This window comes from Corynebacterium sp. MSK073 (assembly GCF_030232085.1).
Taxonomy (GTDB): Bacteria; Actinomycetota; Actinomycetes; order Mycobacteriales; family Mycobacteriaceae; genus Corynebacterium.
Genome location: NZ_JASPIY010000009.1, coordinates 13,885 through 30,179, shown reverse-complemented (window position 1 = coordinate 30,179; position 16,295 = coordinate 13,885). Strand labels below are relative to the sequence as shown.

The 16,295-nt window shown below is 59.5% G+C and carries 14 protein-coding genes, 1 tRNA gene and 1 other RNA gene; 5 read left to right on the top strand and 11 right to left on the bottom strand.

Annotated features, from left to right (window positions below):
- Positions 1–25 precede the first annotated feature (25 nt).
- Both QP970_RS07355 and QP970_RS07350 read right to left on the bottom strand, forming a co-directional pair.
- Positions 26–3,085 carry a bifunctional [glutamine synthetase] adenylyltransferase/[glutamine synthetase]-adenylyl-L-tyrosine phosphorylase gene (locus QP970_RS07355; protein WP_284869823.1) on the bottom strand — a complete coding sequence of 1,020 codons (3,060 nt, stop codon included), beginning with the start codon at positions 3,083–3,085 and terminating at the stop codon, positions 26–28.
- 7 nt (positions 3,086–3,092) lie between these two features.
- Positions 3,093–4,430 carry a glutamine synthetase family protein gene (locus tag QP970_RS07350; RefSeq protein WP_284869822.1) on the bottom strand — a complete coding sequence of 446 codons (1,338 nt, stop codon included), beginning with the start codon at positions 4,428–4,430 and terminating at the stop codon, positions 3,093–3,095.
- A gap of 195 nt (positions 4,431–4,625) precedes the next feature.
- Here QP970_RS07350 and QP970_RS07345 point away from each other — a divergent pair, with 195 nt between their 5' ends.
- Together QP970_RS07345 and QP970_RS07340 are read left to right on the top strand one after the other, a co-directional pair.
- Complete coding sequence (locus tag QP970_RS07345; RefSeq protein ID WP_284869821.1) at positions 4,626–5,666, top strand: DUF2786 domain-containing protein; 1,041 nt, start codon at positions 4,626–4,628, stop codon at positions 5,664–5,666.
- Positions 5,667–5,840: 174 nt separating this feature from the next.
- Positions 5,841–7,604 (top strand): CYTH and CHAD domain-containing protein, encoded by a 1,764-nt coding sequence (locus QP970_RS07340; protein ID WP_284869820.1) that lies wholly within the window; start codon positions 5,841–5,843, stop codon positions 7,602–7,604.
- A 72-nt stretch (positions 7,605–7,676) separates the two neighbouring features.
- Here the strand turns inward: QP970_RS07340 and QP970_RS07335 are convergent, their stop codons facing one another.
- Positions 7,677–7,871: a hypothetical protein gene (locus QP970_RS07335; RefSeq protein WP_023023202.1), complete on the bottom strand. Its 195-nt coding sequence runs from the start codon at positions 7,869–7,871 to the stop codon at positions 7,677–7,679.
- 251 nt (positions 7,872–8,122) lie between these two features.
- On the opposite strand from QP970_RS07335, the gene QP970_RS07330 reads away from it, so the two are divergent.
- A complete protein-coding gene (locus tag QP970_RS07330; protein ID WP_284869819.1) occupies positions 8,123–9,397 on the top strand; it encodes a galactokinase family protein in 1,275 nt (424 codons plus the stop codon).
- A gap of 3 nt (positions 9,398–9,400) precedes the next feature.
- Here the strand turns inward: QP970_RS07330 and rnpB are convergent.
- From rnpB to QP970_RS07310, 4 genes are all read right to left on the bottom strand, one after another.
- Positions 9,401–9,854, bottom strand: an RNA gene (gene rnpB, locus QP970_RS07325) — RNase P RNA component class A.
- Between the two features lie 15 nt (positions 9,855–9,869).
- Positions 9,870–11,030, bottom strand: a complete 1,161-nt coding sequence (locus QP970_RS07320; protein WP_284869842.1) for a bifunctional RNase H/acid phosphatase — start codon at positions 11,028–11,030, stop codon at positions 9,870–9,872.
- Complete coding sequence (locus QP970_RS07315; protein WP_284869818.1) at positions 11,027–11,746, bottom strand: zinc ribbon domain-containing protein; 720 nt, start codon at positions 11,744–11,746, stop codon at positions 11,027–11,029. The genes QP970_RS07320 and QP970_RS07315 overlap by 4 nt, the downstream gene beginning before the upstream one ends.
- Positions 11,747–12,889: a Nif3-like dinuclear metal center hexameric protein gene (locus QP970_RS07310; protein WP_284869817.1), complete on the bottom strand. Its 1,143-nt coding sequence runs from the start codon at positions 12,887–12,889 to the stop codon at positions 11,747–11,749.
- Positions 12,890–12,982: 93 nt separating this feature from the next.
- Here QP970_RS07310 and QP970_RS07305 point away from each other — a divergent pair, with 93 nt between their 5' ends.
- Complete coding sequence (locus QP970_RS07305) at positions 12,983–13,474, top strand: low molecular weight protein-tyrosine-phosphatase (protein ID WP_284869816.1); 492 nt, start codon at positions 12,983–12,985, stop codon at positions 13,472–13,474.
- A 10-nt stretch (positions 13,475–13,484) separates the two neighbouring features.
- Positions 13,485–14,444, top strand: coding sequence for an SURF1 family cytochrome oxidase biogenesis protein (locus QP970_RS07300; protein WP_284869815.1), 960 nt, complete (start codon positions 13,485–13,487; stop codon positions 14,442–14,444).
- Here QP970_RS07300 and QP970_RS07295 read toward each other — a convergent pair.
- The 4 genes from QP970_RS07295 to QP970_RS07280 all read right to left on the bottom strand — a co-directional run bounded on the left by QP970_RS07295 (position 14,441) and on the right by QP970_RS07280 (position 16,086).
- Positions 14,441–14,809, bottom strand: a complete 369-nt coding sequence (locus QP970_RS07295) for a hypothetical protein (RefSeq protein WP_284869814.1) — start codon at positions 14,807–14,809, stop codon at positions 14,441–14,443. The genes QP970_RS07300 and QP970_RS07295 overlap by 4 nt on opposite strands.
- Before the next feature lie 95 nt (positions 14,810–14,904).
- A complete protein-coding gene (locus QP970_RS07290) occupies positions 14,905–15,234 on the bottom strand; it encodes a hypothetical protein (RefSeq protein ID WP_284869813.1) in 330 nt (109 codons plus the stop codon).
- Positions 15,235–15,544: 310 nt separating this feature from the next.
- A tRNA-Val gene (locus tag QP970_RS07285) sits at positions 15,545–15,620 on the bottom strand.
- A gap of 67 nt (positions 15,621–15,687) precedes the next feature.
- On the bottom strand, positions 15,688–16,086 hold the full coding sequence (locus QP970_RS07280; protein WP_023029051.1) for a DUF3052 domain-containing protein: 399 nt from the start codon (positions 16,084–16,086) through the stop codon (positions 15,688–15,690).
- Positions 16,087–16,295 lie beyond the last annotated feature (209 nt).

The window sequence follows — 16,295 nt, the reverse complement described above, 5'->3', positions numbered from 1 at the left end:
GCATAGACCAAGTTATGCGGCAACTTTAAGAATGCTCGAAGGATTCCTCCTCTCCCCAAAAGACTTCATCGACCACCTTGCGCGCGTGCCGGGTCAATTTCAGGTACGTATCTAAGAAATCCTGGTTATTCTCCGGCGTCCAGCCGGCCGCACCGGCCACCTGTGCCAGTTGCGGTCCGGGCCCAGGCAATTGATCCACGCGCTTGCCGCGCACCAGCACCAACGCATTGCGGGCATCCGTTGCCATCAACCACGCATCTCGCAGGTCACCGGTTTGATCGGCGCTTAATATTCCGCTTTCTTCCAGCGCATCCAATACCGGCAAGGTCCCTGGCTGCCGCAGCTTGGGATGTTCGTGCCCGTGCATCATAATCAGCAGCTGCACCGTCCACTCAATATCGGTCAGGGCGCCGCGCCCCAACTTCGTGTGAGTGGTGCGGTCAGCTCCCCGCGGCAAGCGCTCGTTATCCACCCGAGCCTTCATGCGCCGGATGGCGCGAATGGTGGACTGGCTCGCGCCGCTATCCGGGTAGCGGTATTCATCGATCATCTCCATAAAGCGCTGGCCCACTTCCTCGTCCCCAGCGATGAAGGCCGCGCGCAGCAGCGCCTGCATTTCCCAGGCCTCGCCCCACTCGCGGTAATAGCGCTTGTAGGAGGCAATGCTGCGCACCACCGCACCAGATCGCCCTTCCGGGCGCAGGCCCAGGTCGACGTCCAAGGGCGGATCCCCAGAGGGCTTGGCAAGGCGGCGTCGCAGCTTATCGACGATCCCGATGGCCCACCGCATGGCCTCGCCTTCATCGTCTGCAGCCTCAGGCTCTGCCACAAAAAGAACATCTGCATCGGAGCCGAACCCAAGCTCACGGCCACCGAGCCGGCCCATACCAATAACCGCAATGCGCGCCGGCGGTTCCGCATCCTCGTGGTCATTCCGCCAGGCCCGTACCTCCGCGCGGAGGGCGGCTTCCAATACCGCGTTCCAGATAGTCGACAGCTCTTGGCATACCTGCTCAACGGGGATAATCCCTAAGAGATCGCCACTGGCGATGCGCGCCAGCTCCACCCTGCGCAGCGAGCGCGCGACCGCCACCGCCTTATCCGGGTGCGCATGGCGCTTGCTGGAATTAACCAGCGCCTTAGACACCTGCTCCGGCTTAGTTTCGAGCAACTTGGGACCGGTCGCGCCATCGGAAAGCTGCTTCACCGAATCCGGGGCGCTGATGATAAGGTCCGCGGTAAATGGCGAGGTTCCCAGAATATGCATCAAGCGCTGGCCGACGATCCCCTCATCCCGCAGGATGCGCAGGAACCACGACTTATCCCGGGCGGCCTCAGATAGCTTGCGGTAATTGAGCAACCCCATATCTGGATCGGCGGTGTCTGCCAGCCATTCCATCAAGGTCGGCAGCAAGATGGCTTGAATGCGTGCCTTGCGGGAGGTACCGGATGCCAAAGAGGTCAGGTGCTCGAAGGCACGTACCGGCGAGCTATACCCCAATGCCGCAAGCTGCAGCTTTGCCGCCTCCGGCGAAAGTTTGAGCTCATCGGCGGACATGGTCACCACGGAATTGAGCAGCGGGCGATAAAACAGGCGCGAGTGCAACTCAGAAATGCGCATTCTGATGCGCCGCAAATGCGCAAGCATGCCCTGCACTGCAGACTTAGTGCCCTGCGGGGAAAACCCTGAAATTACCGCGAGCCAGTTCAGGCCCGCTTCATCATCGTCTGCCGGCAGCGTGTGCGTGCGGCGGAAGCGCTCCAATTGCAGGCGGTGTTCTAAAAGGCGCAAGAATTCATAAGCCTCAATGAGCTGCGTGCCGTCTTCGCGGCCCACGTAGCCGGCGGAGATAAGCGCGTCGAGGGCATCCACTGTCGACAGCGCGCGCAGAGATTCATCGGAACGCCCGTGCACCAATTGGAGCAATTGCACCGCGAATTCAATATCGCGCAGCCCACCGACGCCCAACTTGAGCTCGCGATGTTTGAGCTCATCCGGCACATTATCCAATACGCGCCGGCGCATGGCTTGGACGTCTTCCACGAAGGAATCGCGCTGCGAGGCCGTCCAGACCATCGGCCGGATTTGCTCCAAGTAATCCTCTCCCAGCGGCAGGTAACCGGTCATCGCCCGCGCCTTGAGCAGCGCCTGGAATTCCCAGGTTTCTGCCCACCGGCGGTAGTAGGTCACGTGCGAATCCAACGTGCGCACCAGCGCCCCAGACTTACCCTCTGGCCGCAGGTTCGCATCGACATCAAAAAATGTCGTCGACCCAATCCGGTTAAACTCCGCGGCGAGCCGGGTGGCCTTGGGAGTTGCCTCGCTGCCGACGAAGATGACGTCCACGTCGGAGATATAGTTCAGCTCCCCGGCACCGCACTTGCCCATCGCCATTACCGCAAGCTGTGCATCGAGCGGATCGTCGCCGTAGATCTTGCGCACCGCAACGGCAAGGGAGGCCGTGAGGGCGGCATCGGCAAGCGCCGTAGTCAGCGTGGTGACCTGCCGGAAGCTTACCTCCGGCTGCGGGCGGGATTGCCCCTTGCGGGAGTGGAAGGTACCCGCCACATCGTGCGCGGCAAGCCGCATCATCAGCGTGCGGTACTGGGTCCGCATCTCCTTTTTATGCTCGCCCTCGCTCGCGCGGTACGTACCCGGCGCGCTGAGATCGTCCCTCGCTGGATCCGGAGCATCGAGCTCTGCGGCAAACGTTGCCGGCTGCGCCCCCACCGTTTCAAGCAAGCTGGTGAGCATCTCTTCTGGCTCCGGGAGCGGCTTTTTCAGCTCCTCCCACAGCTCCGGGTGGGCGGCAAGGTGATCCCCAAACGCCGTCGACGCACCCAAGAGGGCGAGGAGGCGCACCCTCACTTGCTCATTGCTGCGGATTTCCGCATCGAGCTCCGGGGCCTGTTCGTAAATGCGCACGAGGTTATTAAGGGCCAAATCTGGATCACCGACCGCAGCCAGCGTCCATAAAAGGTCAACGGACTCCGGGGTATTCCATCCCAGTTGTTCTAAGTCTTGTGCGGCATGGGACCGGCTAAGGCCCAGCGACGCCGGCGAAGGCACCGTGGCAGGACGCATTATTCTCCTAGAAGTTCAGGTTGTTGCGCAGCTCGACTGTCGTAATTTGGCGCTGGTAATCGCGCCATTCTTCCCATTTGGCGCGCAAGAAGAACTCGAAGACATGCTCTCCCAAGACCTCCGCCATAAATTCGGACTTTTCAAACTCGCGCAGGGCCTGATCCATGCTGGAGGGCAGATCCTTATACCCCATGGCGCGGCGTTCCCGGTGGGTGAGCTGGTGGACATCGTCTTCTGCAGGCTCGTCTAATTCATAACCCTCCCGGATGCCCCGCAGCCCTGCGGCAAGGATGACGGCATAGCCCAGGTATGGGTTCATGGAGGCATCGATGGAGCGGATTTCCACCCGGCGCGATTCTTCCTTGGTCAGGCGGTATGTAGGCACGCGCACCAGGGCGGAACGGTTCTGCACGCCCCACGTGACCGAGCCCGGCGCCTCATTGCCAAACATCAGCCGCTTATAGGAGTTGGGCCACTGGTTGATAATGGGGCTCATCTCCGTAGAGTGCTCCAAAATCCCGGAAATAAACTGCTTGGCGGTGTGCGAGAGCGAAAATTCATCGTCCGGATCGTGGAAGGCGTTGGACTGGCCTTCAAACAGGCTAAAGTGCGTGTGCATTCCTGAGCCCGGGAGATCCTCAAAGGGCTTGGGCATAAACGTTGCCCGCACATTGGAATCCGTGGCCACCTGCTTAATAACCCGCCGGAAGGTCATAATATTATCCGCCATGGTCAGCACGTCGGCGTGGCGGAGATCGATTTCCTGCTGGCCCGGCGCGGTTTCGTGGTGGCTAAATTCGGTGGCGATGCCGAGTGATTCCAGCGCCAGCATAGCGCGGCGGCGAAATAGCGGCGCGGTATCGTGCGTCGCTTGGTCGAAATACCCGCCATTATCGGTGGGGACCAGGTCTGTCAGTTCCTTGCTGTGCTCCAGCAGGTAGAACTCAATTTCTGGCGAGGCCATGCAGGTAAATCCATCATTGGCGGCCTCGGTGACCTGGCGGCGCAGGATATGGCGCGGATCTACCACGGAGGGCTGGCCGTCTGGCTGCGCAATATCGCAGAACATGCGCGCCGTTTGCAGGTCCGGCTCGTTGTCATCAAAGGGCAGGATTTGGAAGGTGGAGGGATCCGGCAGCGCAATGGTGTCTGATTCAGAGATGCGGGAAAATCCCTCTACCGACGAGCCATCAAAGCCAATCCCCTCCTCAAAGGCGGATTCGAGTTCGGAGGGGCTCATCACTACGGATTTGAGGGCGCCCATGATATCCGTAAACCACAAGCGGATAAAGCGGATATCGCGTTCCTCAACGGTGCGTAAGACGAATTCGTGTTGGCTATTCATGCCCTAAACCTTACCGGCTCACCGCTAGCCAGTGTGCAGTTCATTAGTCAATTTCCACATGGTCAGATTCGCAGGTCGGCAGAGTATTCAGGGGGTAGCAAGCGGGGGTTAATGCAGCAGGTACGGCTTCGTGCACGTGCTTTGCTAGTGGGGCAAGCGAACACCTGTACAAGCTTTCTGAAGGAAGAAACTAGTATGACCTCCCACGTTGATGAACTTTCTGCCAGCGTTATCGATGCCGTAGTTACTGCCGCCCAATACGGGTGGTCCCCGGACGATTTACGCCACGTCCTGGGCGCTTATTCCTATCCCCTCATCTACCGCGCTAGCCCGCACGTACCTGCCCGCATCACCTCACCCGCGCTGCGCAAAGCGTGGCTGCAATTAGAAGCACCGCAAGAAAATTTCATTCCCCGCGATAAGCTGCGCGCCATCGTGAAAGAGCTGGTGCACCTGCCGCGTTTGCGCGATACCGAGCTTTTGGCCGGCGGCGAGCTCAGTCAAGCCGATGGCTCTAGCGACAAGCAGGATAAAATCCGCCACAAGGTCTTGGGGCTATTGCGCAAGGCCGAATCCACGACCTTTGCAGAAGAGGCAGAGGTGCTTATTTCTAAGGCCCAGTCGCTGCAGCAGAAATACCGCATCGAGGATCTCTTAACCGTGGACCAGCCCCGCCTCATTTCCCACCGCGTGCACGTTCACCCGCCATATATCAAGCATCAGGTCACCTTGTTAGGCACCATCGCCAATGCCAATGGATGCACCACCCTCCTCATCCACGAAAAGGGCCTTGCCTGCATCATCGGCGCGCCCGAAGACGCCGCCCACTGCGCCGCTCTGTTTTCCTCGCTGAACCGCCAATGCGATTGGTACATGCGCAATAGCGAGGGTGCCGAGTTTGCACGCGCGACACAGACCACCGCGTCCTATCGCCGTAGCTTCCGGCTTTCCTATGCCGCTCGGATCGGGGAACTGCTGGAGCTGGCCAATGAAGACGGCATCGAAGAAAAACTCGATGAGTCTCCCTATTGCAGCCATCACGCTGAGCTCATCGCCACCCAGACGCTACCTGCACTCCAGGCCCGCACCGATCATGCCGAGGAAACCCGAGACCGCCTATTTCCCAACCTGACCACATCCTCGCTATCCATGAATAGTCTGCATGGCATCACTGATGGCATCACGGCTGCGGATAAGTCTCACTTGGGTGGGCCTGCCACTGGCATCGATTCTTAATACCGGCAGCCCTTGCTCCGTGGCCTCCCCTGTCTGCTTTCAGCCTCATGGTGTCGGCGGCACATTTCTACCCGTGCGCACAGCAAACGCTGCGAAATTTTTCAGGCGCATGCTGCTCGTCACGGGTAGGATCACAGGTGAAATTAATTGTTGTAAAAGCTTAAGGGTATGTGAATGTCAACACAGACTTTTCTGGAAGTAGAAGCGAAATTCGCCGTAGCAGAATCGACTCAACTGCCTGAACTCACTCGACTCGAATCCGTTGACCATGTTGCAGAAACGCGCCACCACGCTCTATCCGCCATTTATTACGACACGGAAGATTTGCGCCTAACTCACGCCAAAATCACCTTACGCCGCCGCACCGGCGGCAATGACGATGGCTGGCACATCAAAATCCCCAGCGAGGGTGGCCGGACCGAGATCCATGCCGAATTAGGAGACCCAGTAGACGGCAAGTACGAGGTACCCCAAGAGTTGGTACAGCAGGTGCGCTCCATCGTTCGCCACAACGAGTTAAGCCCCATTGCGCAGGTGGATAATAACCGCACCGAGATGCTGCTTGCGGACGAGCACAATAATCCGGTCGCGGAATTCTGCGATGACCATGTCACCGCCTTTTCTTTCTTGCCCGGCGGGCAGCAGCAATCCTGGCGCGAATGGGAAGTGGAGCTGGCCGGTGAGCTTCCAGGCACTGAAGAAGGAAGCCAGTTCATCCGCCGCGCGACCTCTCTTCTCATCGGCGCCGGGGCTCGCGTTTCTTCGTCCCCGTCTAAGTTGAAGTCAGCTTTGGGAGATTCCTACAACAACGCTCCCCTCCCTCCCGCTCTCGTTACCCCAGACGTTGACGAGGATTCCCCGGCAGCCGCAGTGATTGCAGCTCTGCAGGCTAACCGCGACAAGCTCATTGATTATGATCCGCGCGTTCGCCGCGATGAGTGGGACTCGGTGCACCAAATGCGCGTGGCCACTCGCGAACTGCGCAGCCACCTGCAGACTTTTCACGGCATTGTTGTCGGCCCGCAGATTGAGAAGATCGAAGCTGATCTCAAAGAGCTCGCCGGCATTTTGGGCGTAGCCCGCGATGCAGAGGTCGTGGAAGAGCGCTGGCAAGAGCTCTTGGAGTCCGAGGACTCCGATACCTTAGATGCCGCCACCCGCGAACACATCTCCCGCGACATGGGCACCGCCTACCGCCGGGCGCACCGCAGGGTTATCGCCGCGCTAAATTCTGAGGAATACCTCGAATTGCTCGAGTCTCTCGACCGCCTACTGGCTGATCCCCCAACGGCCGGTGCCCAATCTGCAGAAGATGCCGACGGCGAGGACGATTCCGCTACCGTGGACGCGGACGGGGACGGGGATACGTCTGAGGTTGCAGCCGAAAGTTCAGCCGATGAATCCGCGGAAACGCACCCCGCAGAGGAAGAATCGACCGCTGAAAAGAAGACGGAAAAGTCACCTTCCACCGGCGATGCGGAAGCCGAGGACGTCGATGCCGTCATGGCACGCCACTTGGAAAAGGCCTATAAGAAGCTAGTCAAGCGGCATAAGAAGGCCGTGGACAATTGGGATAACGCGGAGCTTTCGCTGCACGAGCGCGAGGATTATTTCCACGATATGCGCAAGGCTGCCAAGAAACTGCGTTACGCAGCAGAAGCAGCCGGTTCCGCAACGAAGCTAAAGACCAAGCGCCTATACAAGGCCTGCAAGAAGATGCAATCGGTCTTGGGGGATTTCCAAGACTCGGTTACCTCGCGGGATAAATTGCTAGAACTGGCCCACACTTCGCACCGCCGCGGGGAAGATACCTTTGGTTACGGCCTGCTGTACCAGCGCGAACGCGCCATCGGCCTAGCCGCCTTGGATGATTACAACGAGTCTTTCAAAGACATCAAGGCCGCGTTTAAGCCGCTGCGCAAGAAGCTGAAGAAGTAGCGCGCGTCAGCGGCACCAGTTATGGCGCGTTAGGCCGTATTGGTAGCTGCTAGATGGTGGTTGGGAAGTTAACTAGTCCCAGCCATCATCTTCTTTATCTGCAGCATCGGCTGCCTTGGTGCGGGCGCGCGCGATTTCTATGGCGTGCTCGGCCTCTTCGCGGGTGTCATAAGGCCCCATGCGGTTTTCCCAGCCGGATACTTTGCCCTTGCTGACTTCCTTGGTGGAAGGGTCGTAATACCACTTCTCATCTGCTGTAGTCGCCACGGTAGTCCCTTTCGTCTATATACTTTGGACAGCACGTGTGCGCTGCCCGCCTGTGGTTGGTGCCCACACTACCCATGCATGAAAACACGCGCCCGCTAGAATATGAGGGCAGTATTTCTTTTCATGCCTCCCTTGCACCGTCAAGCAGAGCAAGGGAGCCGCTTTATCGGCTACTTTGTCCATGGCGCTAGCCCGCGCCACGTAGCCGCGTGATTTTTATCCGCCGAATTGGAAAAGGAGCTTTTGCCTTCATGCCACTGTGGTCGACGCCTAAGTCCCCTATCGCTGAGCGCGTTGCACAACAACACGCCTCTATTGTGGGAACGGAGCCCACCCATGTCGCCAGCGCGCCCGCGACCTGGCCGCTCATTGGTGAGCATATCGATCATTATGGAGGCATCGTCGCCGCAAGCCTGTCGGATCTCCGCGCGGCTGCGGCCGTCAGTTCGCGCACGGATGGTATCGTTTCCGTCCACTACGTGCCGGCAATTGGGGAGCCTGCGCACGATTCCATTGGCCTCCAGGAGGTGGCTGCGCTCGCTGCGGCGCAACAGCCCACGACGGATTCGGAGGGGCAACCGGTCATTCCGCCCGCACCAGAAGGTGGGCTGGCCGCGCGCATCGGCGGCATCGTACACACCATGGTCAACCGCCAGTTACTGTCCAGGGAGACGGCTGGGGCGGATATCACCATCGTGAGCGATATCCCCAACGATATCGGCTTAGGCGCTGCATCGGCGGCGGATGTTGCCGTAGCGCTTGCCTTAATGGGCCCAACAGACAACCTCGACGCTCCCTTGCGCGTGCGCGTTGCGGATGTCTGCACCCAGGCGGTAACCACCTTTGCCCATAAGCCCGCCCTACGCGCGCGCCACACCGCCGCGCTGCGCAGCAGTGGCGACGGTGTGTGCATCATCGACTATGCCGATGGCTCGGTCACCCATGCGCCCCACGTCGTGGACCAAGACGTGGTGGCCTTCGCGGTGGCGGTGCCCGGGAACACTGCGGAAGAGCAGTCGCAGGCAATTGACGCCATCCGCCAACGCCAGCAATTTATCGATGATGCCTGTCATTCCTTCGGCACAGAGTCGCTGCGCTTATTGCCCGATGCACAACAGCGCGTGGTGGAGTGGCTCAAGGCGGTGCACAAGGTCTACGGCGAGGAGGGCCGCCCCAGCATCAATGCGGCTACCGAGTGGATGGCATTTTATGAGGAAGAGACCTCCCGCGTGGAGAACTTTGTGCGCTACCTGCGCTCGCACCGCCGCAACGAGCTTTTCCCCATTGTCTTGCAATCGCAGGCCTCGCTGACCAATATTTATGGCTTCGATTCCGCAGAAAAACTCGCGGAGCTAGTCACGGTCCGCGGCGCGGTGGCCGCGCGCTCGGCGCACGCGGGGCTATCTGGAGCCGTTATTGCTTATGTCCCCAGCAACCGCGCGGAAAACTTCGCGGCGGATCTAGCAGACGATGGCTTCCTGCTGGTGAAGCTGGCCGCAGGCGAGCCAGCCAAAGTAGAAGATTAAGGGCGAATGAGCCGGCCTATAAGCCGGATTCTGTCTAACCACGGCGCCCCATTAAACGGAACGCCGCGCGGCGAACATCCATCTAGACCAACCGTTGCCAGTTGGTTCCAGCAGCTACCTTCAGGCTCGAGCGAGCAGCCTTAAAACGCCTGATCGGGCCCTGCAACGTGGCAGGGCCGTGATGCCTTGCTCCCGGTGGGGTTTACCCAGCCACCGCCATCGCTGACGATGCTGGTGCGCTCTTAACGCACCGTTTCACCCTTACCTTGTGTCCCCAACTTGGGCCGAAGCATAAGTGGAGGCACAAGGCGGTCTACTTTCTGTTGCACTTGCCCGCGGGTCACCCCGGGTTGCCGTTAGCAACCACCGTGCTCTGTGGAGTCCGGACTTTCCTCGGCGCCCACGTAGCAGCACCAACGCTGCCCGTTTGCGGCGACGCGATCGCCCGGCCGGCTCATTCGCGCTCCTTAGTCTAGCGCAGCCCCTCCAGGTGTCCCACATCGTTGAATCCATGCACCATAGAGCCGCCGTCCCAGAACTCGACATCCGATAGCGCCGCCAGATCCAAAAACAGGTGTTGGAAGGTGGCAGGTCCTGCGTTTAGGGCCTGGCAGAGGAAGGATTTGATGGGGTTGACGTGGCTGACAATCAGCACCGTCTTGCCGCTATAGCGCCGCTGCAATTCCTTGCGGGCAGCCCGCACGCGGCGGTTGACGGCCTGCAGCGACTCCCCGCCGGGGCACGGTGTAGCGGCATCGTGGAGCCATTGCTCGTGGATCTCAGGGTCGCGCCGGTGCGCTTCGGCCGCGGTCTTTCCTTCCCACTCGCCAAAGTCCACCTCGCTCAGGCCCTCTTCGGTCACTACGCCGATATCGCGGCCATGCGCGACTGCGGCCGCCGTTTCTTGGCAGCGCTTAAGCGGCGAGCACACGATGGCGTCGATGGTGGTACCGGCAAGGGCCTGCGCGGCGGCCAGCGCCTGCTTTTTACCCAGTTCCGTAAGCTCCGGATTGGCGCGGCCAGAGTATTGCTTGGCGGCAGACATTTCGGTTTGGCCATGGCGCAGCAGAATGAACCGGGTTGTATCGCCGCGCTCGCCCAGCCAGTCGGAAGGGTGCGGCGCGGAGGTATCCCATTCCTGCTCGCCCTTAGCTGGCGCGGCATCGGACAAGGATTCGGCGGCAGGCTCGTCGGTCTCGCTCTTGACGATGCCCACCTTGTGCCCCGCCGCGGCCGCGTCCATCGCGTCATTGGATAGCGCATCCGCCACCTTGTTTTTCGCGCGCGGGACCCACTCGAGGCTGAAGGAAGAAAAGCCGTCGATAAGCGTGCGGGCCTTAAGGGCCAGCTTTTGCATATCCGGATGCTTGATTTTCCAGCGCCCGTTGATCTGTTCCACGACGAGCTTGGAATCCATATAGAACTCCACCTCACTGGCACCGAGCTCGGAGGCGGCCTCGAGCCCGCGCAATAAGCCGTGGTACTCGGCCACATTATTGGTGGCCTTGGTGCCTACCACATAGACGATTTCGCGCAGGATGGTTGTGCCATCCGCGGCATAAACGACGGTGCCTGAACCGGCTACTCCAGGATTGCCGCGGGAGCCGCCATCGGCGTAGACGATGACTTTCATGATGCCAGGCGCACCAGGTAGGAACCGCAGTCGCTGCATTGCGGCAACTCATCGGCAGGCGCATTGCGTACGGCATTTTTATCGGCGGGTGGCAAGACGATAAAGCAGCCACCGCAGGCCCGGTTGGCCTTAAACTGCGCTGCGCCGACGCCGTTTTCTTGCCGCTGCGCGTCGTATTCCTCGAGGACATCGGAGGGCAACTGCTCGCGCAAATCCGCAATGCGCACGGCGGGGTCGGGCTGGTTATCCGCGGCCTCTTGGGCGGCGTCGGCGGCGCGGCGCAGCATGTCCAGCTTGCGCTCGGAATCCGAGACGCGCGCGCCGTGGACGTCCAAGTTGGAGCGCAGCGCGTGGATCTCGTTGTGGGCTTCTTGCAGCTCACTCATCAAATCCGCGATGCGGGACTTGGTGGCGTAGAGATCGTGCTCGATGTCCTTGCGCTTTTCGGTATCCAATTCGGCGCCGAGCTGGCGCTTGTCATCGCGTTCGCGCCGACGCAGCTTGCGCTCATCGGCCTGGATGCGCAGGATTTCATTTTCCATGTCATCGACTGCCATCTGCGCGGAACCGGAGGCATCGAGCAAGCGCTTGTGTTCCTGTTGTGCCTTGTCATACTCGACCTTTTCTGGCAGCTCTTTTTCCCCGCCAATGCCTTGCGAGCGTTCCAGGTTGGCCAATTCCAGCAGTACCGGCTGTAGTTCTTGCGATAGTTTCACTTATGACTCCTTTGGGTGCGCGGAGATAGTCCACGGATCAGTTCGCAGGCTAATAATTTCCGTATCTAGTTCTAATGCTGCTTCTACGATATCGCTTGCTTGCGCCGTCCAGGGAAATTCGCTGGCCCAGTGGGCCGTATCGATGACGGCCGGTCCCCCGGCGCGCAAATGCTCGTCCACTGGGTGGTGGCGCAGATCGGAGGTGACATAGACATCGACGCCCAGCTTTGACGCAGCTGCCAGGAAGGAATCCCCGGCGCCGGACGAAACCGCCACGGTGCGCACAGTCTGTTCTGGGTCGCCGGCGGCCCGGATGCCCCACGCGGTCTCGGGCAGGGCATTGGCCACCTGCTGCGTAAACTCCCGCAGGGTCATCTCGCGGGGCAGCTCGCCCAAGCGCCCCAGGCCCAGCGCGGTATCAAGGTTGCCGCTTCCGGCCGTTTCCACGATGTCATAGGCGGGCACCTCATACGGGTGCGCCTCGTGCAGCGCCGCAATCAGCGTGGCCCGCAAGGAGGCGGGAGCCACAAATTCCACCCGTACCTCGTCGCCGCGATGCAGCTTGCCGATGTCCCCTTCTACCGGGTCCGCGCCCTCCTCCGGCTTGAATTGGCCTGCTCCCGAGATATCAAAGGAGCAGTGAGAATAGGCGCCGATGTGGCCCGCGCCGGCATCGAAAAGCGCCTGCTTTACCTGCTCCGCACTGCCTGCAGGAATATGCACTCCCCACTTATCGATAGTCTCTGGGGCCTCCGGCACGATGGGCCGCCCCGGAGTAATGCCCACGAGTTCCGCGAGTTTATCGTTAACCCCTGGCCGGGCCTTATCGGCGTTGGTGTGGGCGGCAAAAAGCGCCACGCCATTTTTAATCAGGGTATGGACAACCTTGCCCTTGGGCGTATCGGCCGCCACTGATTCCACGCCGCGCAGTAGCAGCGGGTGGTGGACTACCAACATATCCGCGCCGAGCTCAACCGCGCGGTCCGCAACCTCTTGGGTGCAGTCCAAAGCAAAGGCAACGGTGCGCACCTCGTCTGCGGGATCGCCGCAAATAAGGCCTACGGCATCCCACTTTTCGGCCAAATGGGGCGGATAGGCCTTGTCCAAAACGCGGCGCACATCGCCCACTCGCACAGCAGACATGGGGATACTCCTTTATGCTCGATTCTTGTAAATTACGCTAGTGCTATATCCTGTCTCCCGCACTACAGTACTATCTGCGCAAAGGGTTTTCGCATGACTGAATCTTCTTCTCACTCGGGTCTCTACCTCGTCTTTGTGTGCACCGGCAATATTTGCCGCTCGCCCATGGCCGAAATCATCGTTCGCGATGAAATGGAAGATGACATGCTCGATCTCCTCGCCACCGTGGATTCCTGCGGGCTCGGCGGCTGGCACGTGGGGCAAGGCGCGGATGAGCGGGCCGTGGCAGAATTACGCCGCGCCGGACACGATGGGGCCTCCCACCGCGCATCCAAATTGGGCGAAGAGCACATGGACGCCGATCTCTTCATCGCGATGGACTCCGGGCACTATGATTCGCTCATCGATCTGGGCATCGACCCCGCCAAGGTTCGGCTGATGCGCAGCTTCGATCCCAATTCTCCGGAAGGCGCAGAGGTCGCAGACCCCTACTACGGCACCGAAGAAGACTTCGAAACCGCGCGCAAGAATATCGAAGCCGCCGTCCCCGGCCTGCTGGATTGGATTCGCGAAAACCACGACTAGACTTGGGGGCATGCTAAAGACGTTCCTCAAGCCTGGCTGGGTGCTCATGCTGCTTTTCGTGGTGGCATTTTCCTACCTGGCCTTTAGTGTCCTTGCCCCATGGCAATTGGGAAAGGACGATGACATTGTGGAACGCAATGAAAACATCACCCACGCCTACGAAGCCGATCCGCAGCCGATTGACCAGGTCGTGGACGCTGATGGAGCCATCTCTGGCGATGAATGGTCCCGCACCACTCTGAAGGGCCACTACCTGCCCGAGGATGAGGTGCTGCTTCGCCTGCGCCCCGCCGGTTCCGGCCCGTCCTATCAGTCCTTGGTTCCTTTCCGCACCGATGCGGGCCTGACCATGCTGGTTAACCGCGGATGGGTCAGCGCTGAGGAGGGCAATGCGGTGCCGGATATTCCGCCTGCCCCCTCCGAAGAGATAACGATTACCGGCATGGTGCGCTCGAATGAGGCCGAGCACAAAACCGCCCCCATCACGCAGGAGGGCTACCAGCAAGTCTATTCCATCCACACCGAGCAGGTGGGCTCGCTTATCGGTGCTGACTTAGGCCAAGACTATATCCAGCTCTCCGAGGATCAGCCGGGCGTCCTCAACGCCATGCCCATCCCGCAGCTCGACCGCGGCAACCACCTCTCCTACGGCTACCAGTGGATTGCCTTTGGCATCATGGCCCCGCTGGGTTTGGGCTACTTTATTTGGTCCGAGATCCGCGAGCGCCGCCGCCTGCGCGAAGAAGAAGCCGCCATGCAGGCCCTCGATGCGGATGCGGAATCGCTTGCCGATGCCCCCACCTCCAGCCCCTCCGCCAACGGCGAACCTGGCTCCGACGCCGATACCACTGCCGCTGCCAACACCGATCCCGCACCTCTTGCCACCGAGCTGCGCAGCCGCTCCCGCTACGGCGATTCCAAGCCGGACCACTACGCCAAGCTGAAAAAGCGCCGCCGCGAGCGCTACTAACTTTCCGAGCTCACCTGGCCCGCACTCGATTCTGTAGCGCTGGCAGACCGGTCCCACATGAGTAATGCGAAGCCTACGGCGATCCAGGCCGCGAATACCCACCACGCGTGTCCTGCGCCTTGGCCATCAAAATAAGACAAGGAACGCACGAGGTACCCCGTAGCGCCAATGGGCATCCACTGCCCCAAGGTAGCCCAGCCAGCAGGGAGCAACCATGGTCCGGTGGCTAGGCCCGAGAGTGGGTTGCCAAGGAAGATAGTAAGCACCGCGCCAATTCCCACACCTGCGGTACCGATCACCGCAGCTAGGCCTGCCGTGAGCAATGAGGTGGAAAGAATACCCAGCGCGATGGCCAACCATTCCATGCCAAAATTGAAGTCCCCCGAGTTTGAGAGTGTCTAATGGTTTGTGTGTAGGTTCCCAACCTGCATAAGGACATAAGCCGAGCAGGAACCTTCCGTTAGTAGGCATTTGACTCTGCAACTACTTCATCAGAATCGGGACCAAACAAAACAATTTTTTGTTCTATGGAGCTAGCAACTACTTCAAAAAGTCGCGCAGCCGCTCCAGTATCAGTTTGTTCATAAACATCGACAACCGTTTCATATTCGTCGATATCTGGTTTCAAATCCCAAAAAGCAGTTACATAAGCACCACTCGGAGTGTTGAATCTGTAAGTTTCCTGGGAATCATCATCAGATTTTAGGTTAAGGCACTCCCCAGCTGTATCGAGAATCTTAATTACTCTAGCCAGCCGAGCATCAGTAACAAAAGCTATACTTTCCGCCACGTTTCCGTTTCACCGCCTTATTATCCTGTGAAACAGTAATTATTTCCTAAACGCGATCATACGGTCCTGACCCCGGAAAGTGGACACACCAAGCAGCACAAGCCACCAACGGCCATGGAGACGACCGACCAGCATGTTTCAACAGCGGCATCGACTCTAGCTACAACCACTCTATGGGAATATACAAAGGTCACATGCTCTAAACCACACACCCCACCAACACAAAATGTCATTTAGGCCGGATGCCGCATGGTTGTAGTAAAAATATTAAAGATCCCCTCTTCGATTTTTCGAAAAGCGGGGTCTAATTTGGTGCGGCCTGAGGGGATCGAACCCCCGACCTATTGGGTGTAAACCAATTGCTCTTCCAGCTGAGCTAAAGCCGCATGCGCCCTTGCGCTGTTATGTACAGTAGCGCAGGATTGTGAAGCTACACAAATCAGCTGGTGAAGGCTATTTTTTGGTGTAGCCGCGCTGTACCAGGCAGGAACCCTGCCACTCGCCAAAGCGCTCAGCTTTGGTCTGCACCAAGCCGGCTAGCTGCGCCGATTCGGAGATGAGACCAGGCTCGACGGTGCCCGGCTTGCCGGCACCCGGAGTCAGCAACCACACGGAGCCATTATCCGCGAGGGGGCGGCTGGCATCCACCAAACCGTCCACGAGGTCGCCGTCTTCCTCGCGCCACCAAAGAAGGACTACATCGCACAGCTCATCATTTTCCTCTTCGAGGAAATCCTCACCGAGTACGGCTTCGATAGATTCAGAGATTGTGGTATCACAATCCTCGTCCCAACCAAGCTCTAGAGCGATTTGCCCTTCCTTGATTCCGAGCTTGACTGCAGCGTCAGCCACTATGCATTTCCTTCCTTATTCGGTGAATTCTTGCTCACGCCCGGCCCGTGCTTGGCAGGGAGGGCGTGTGTTATTACATGTAGTTTAACGCCCCAGGGCGTCTTTTACTTGCTATAGCACCCCTTTCCCCCCCAATTTGCAGGCCCTTTTCTGCTCACACCGGCGTCTGTTTTGTGGGACAACTAGCGCCGTTTAGGGGCCTACTACCC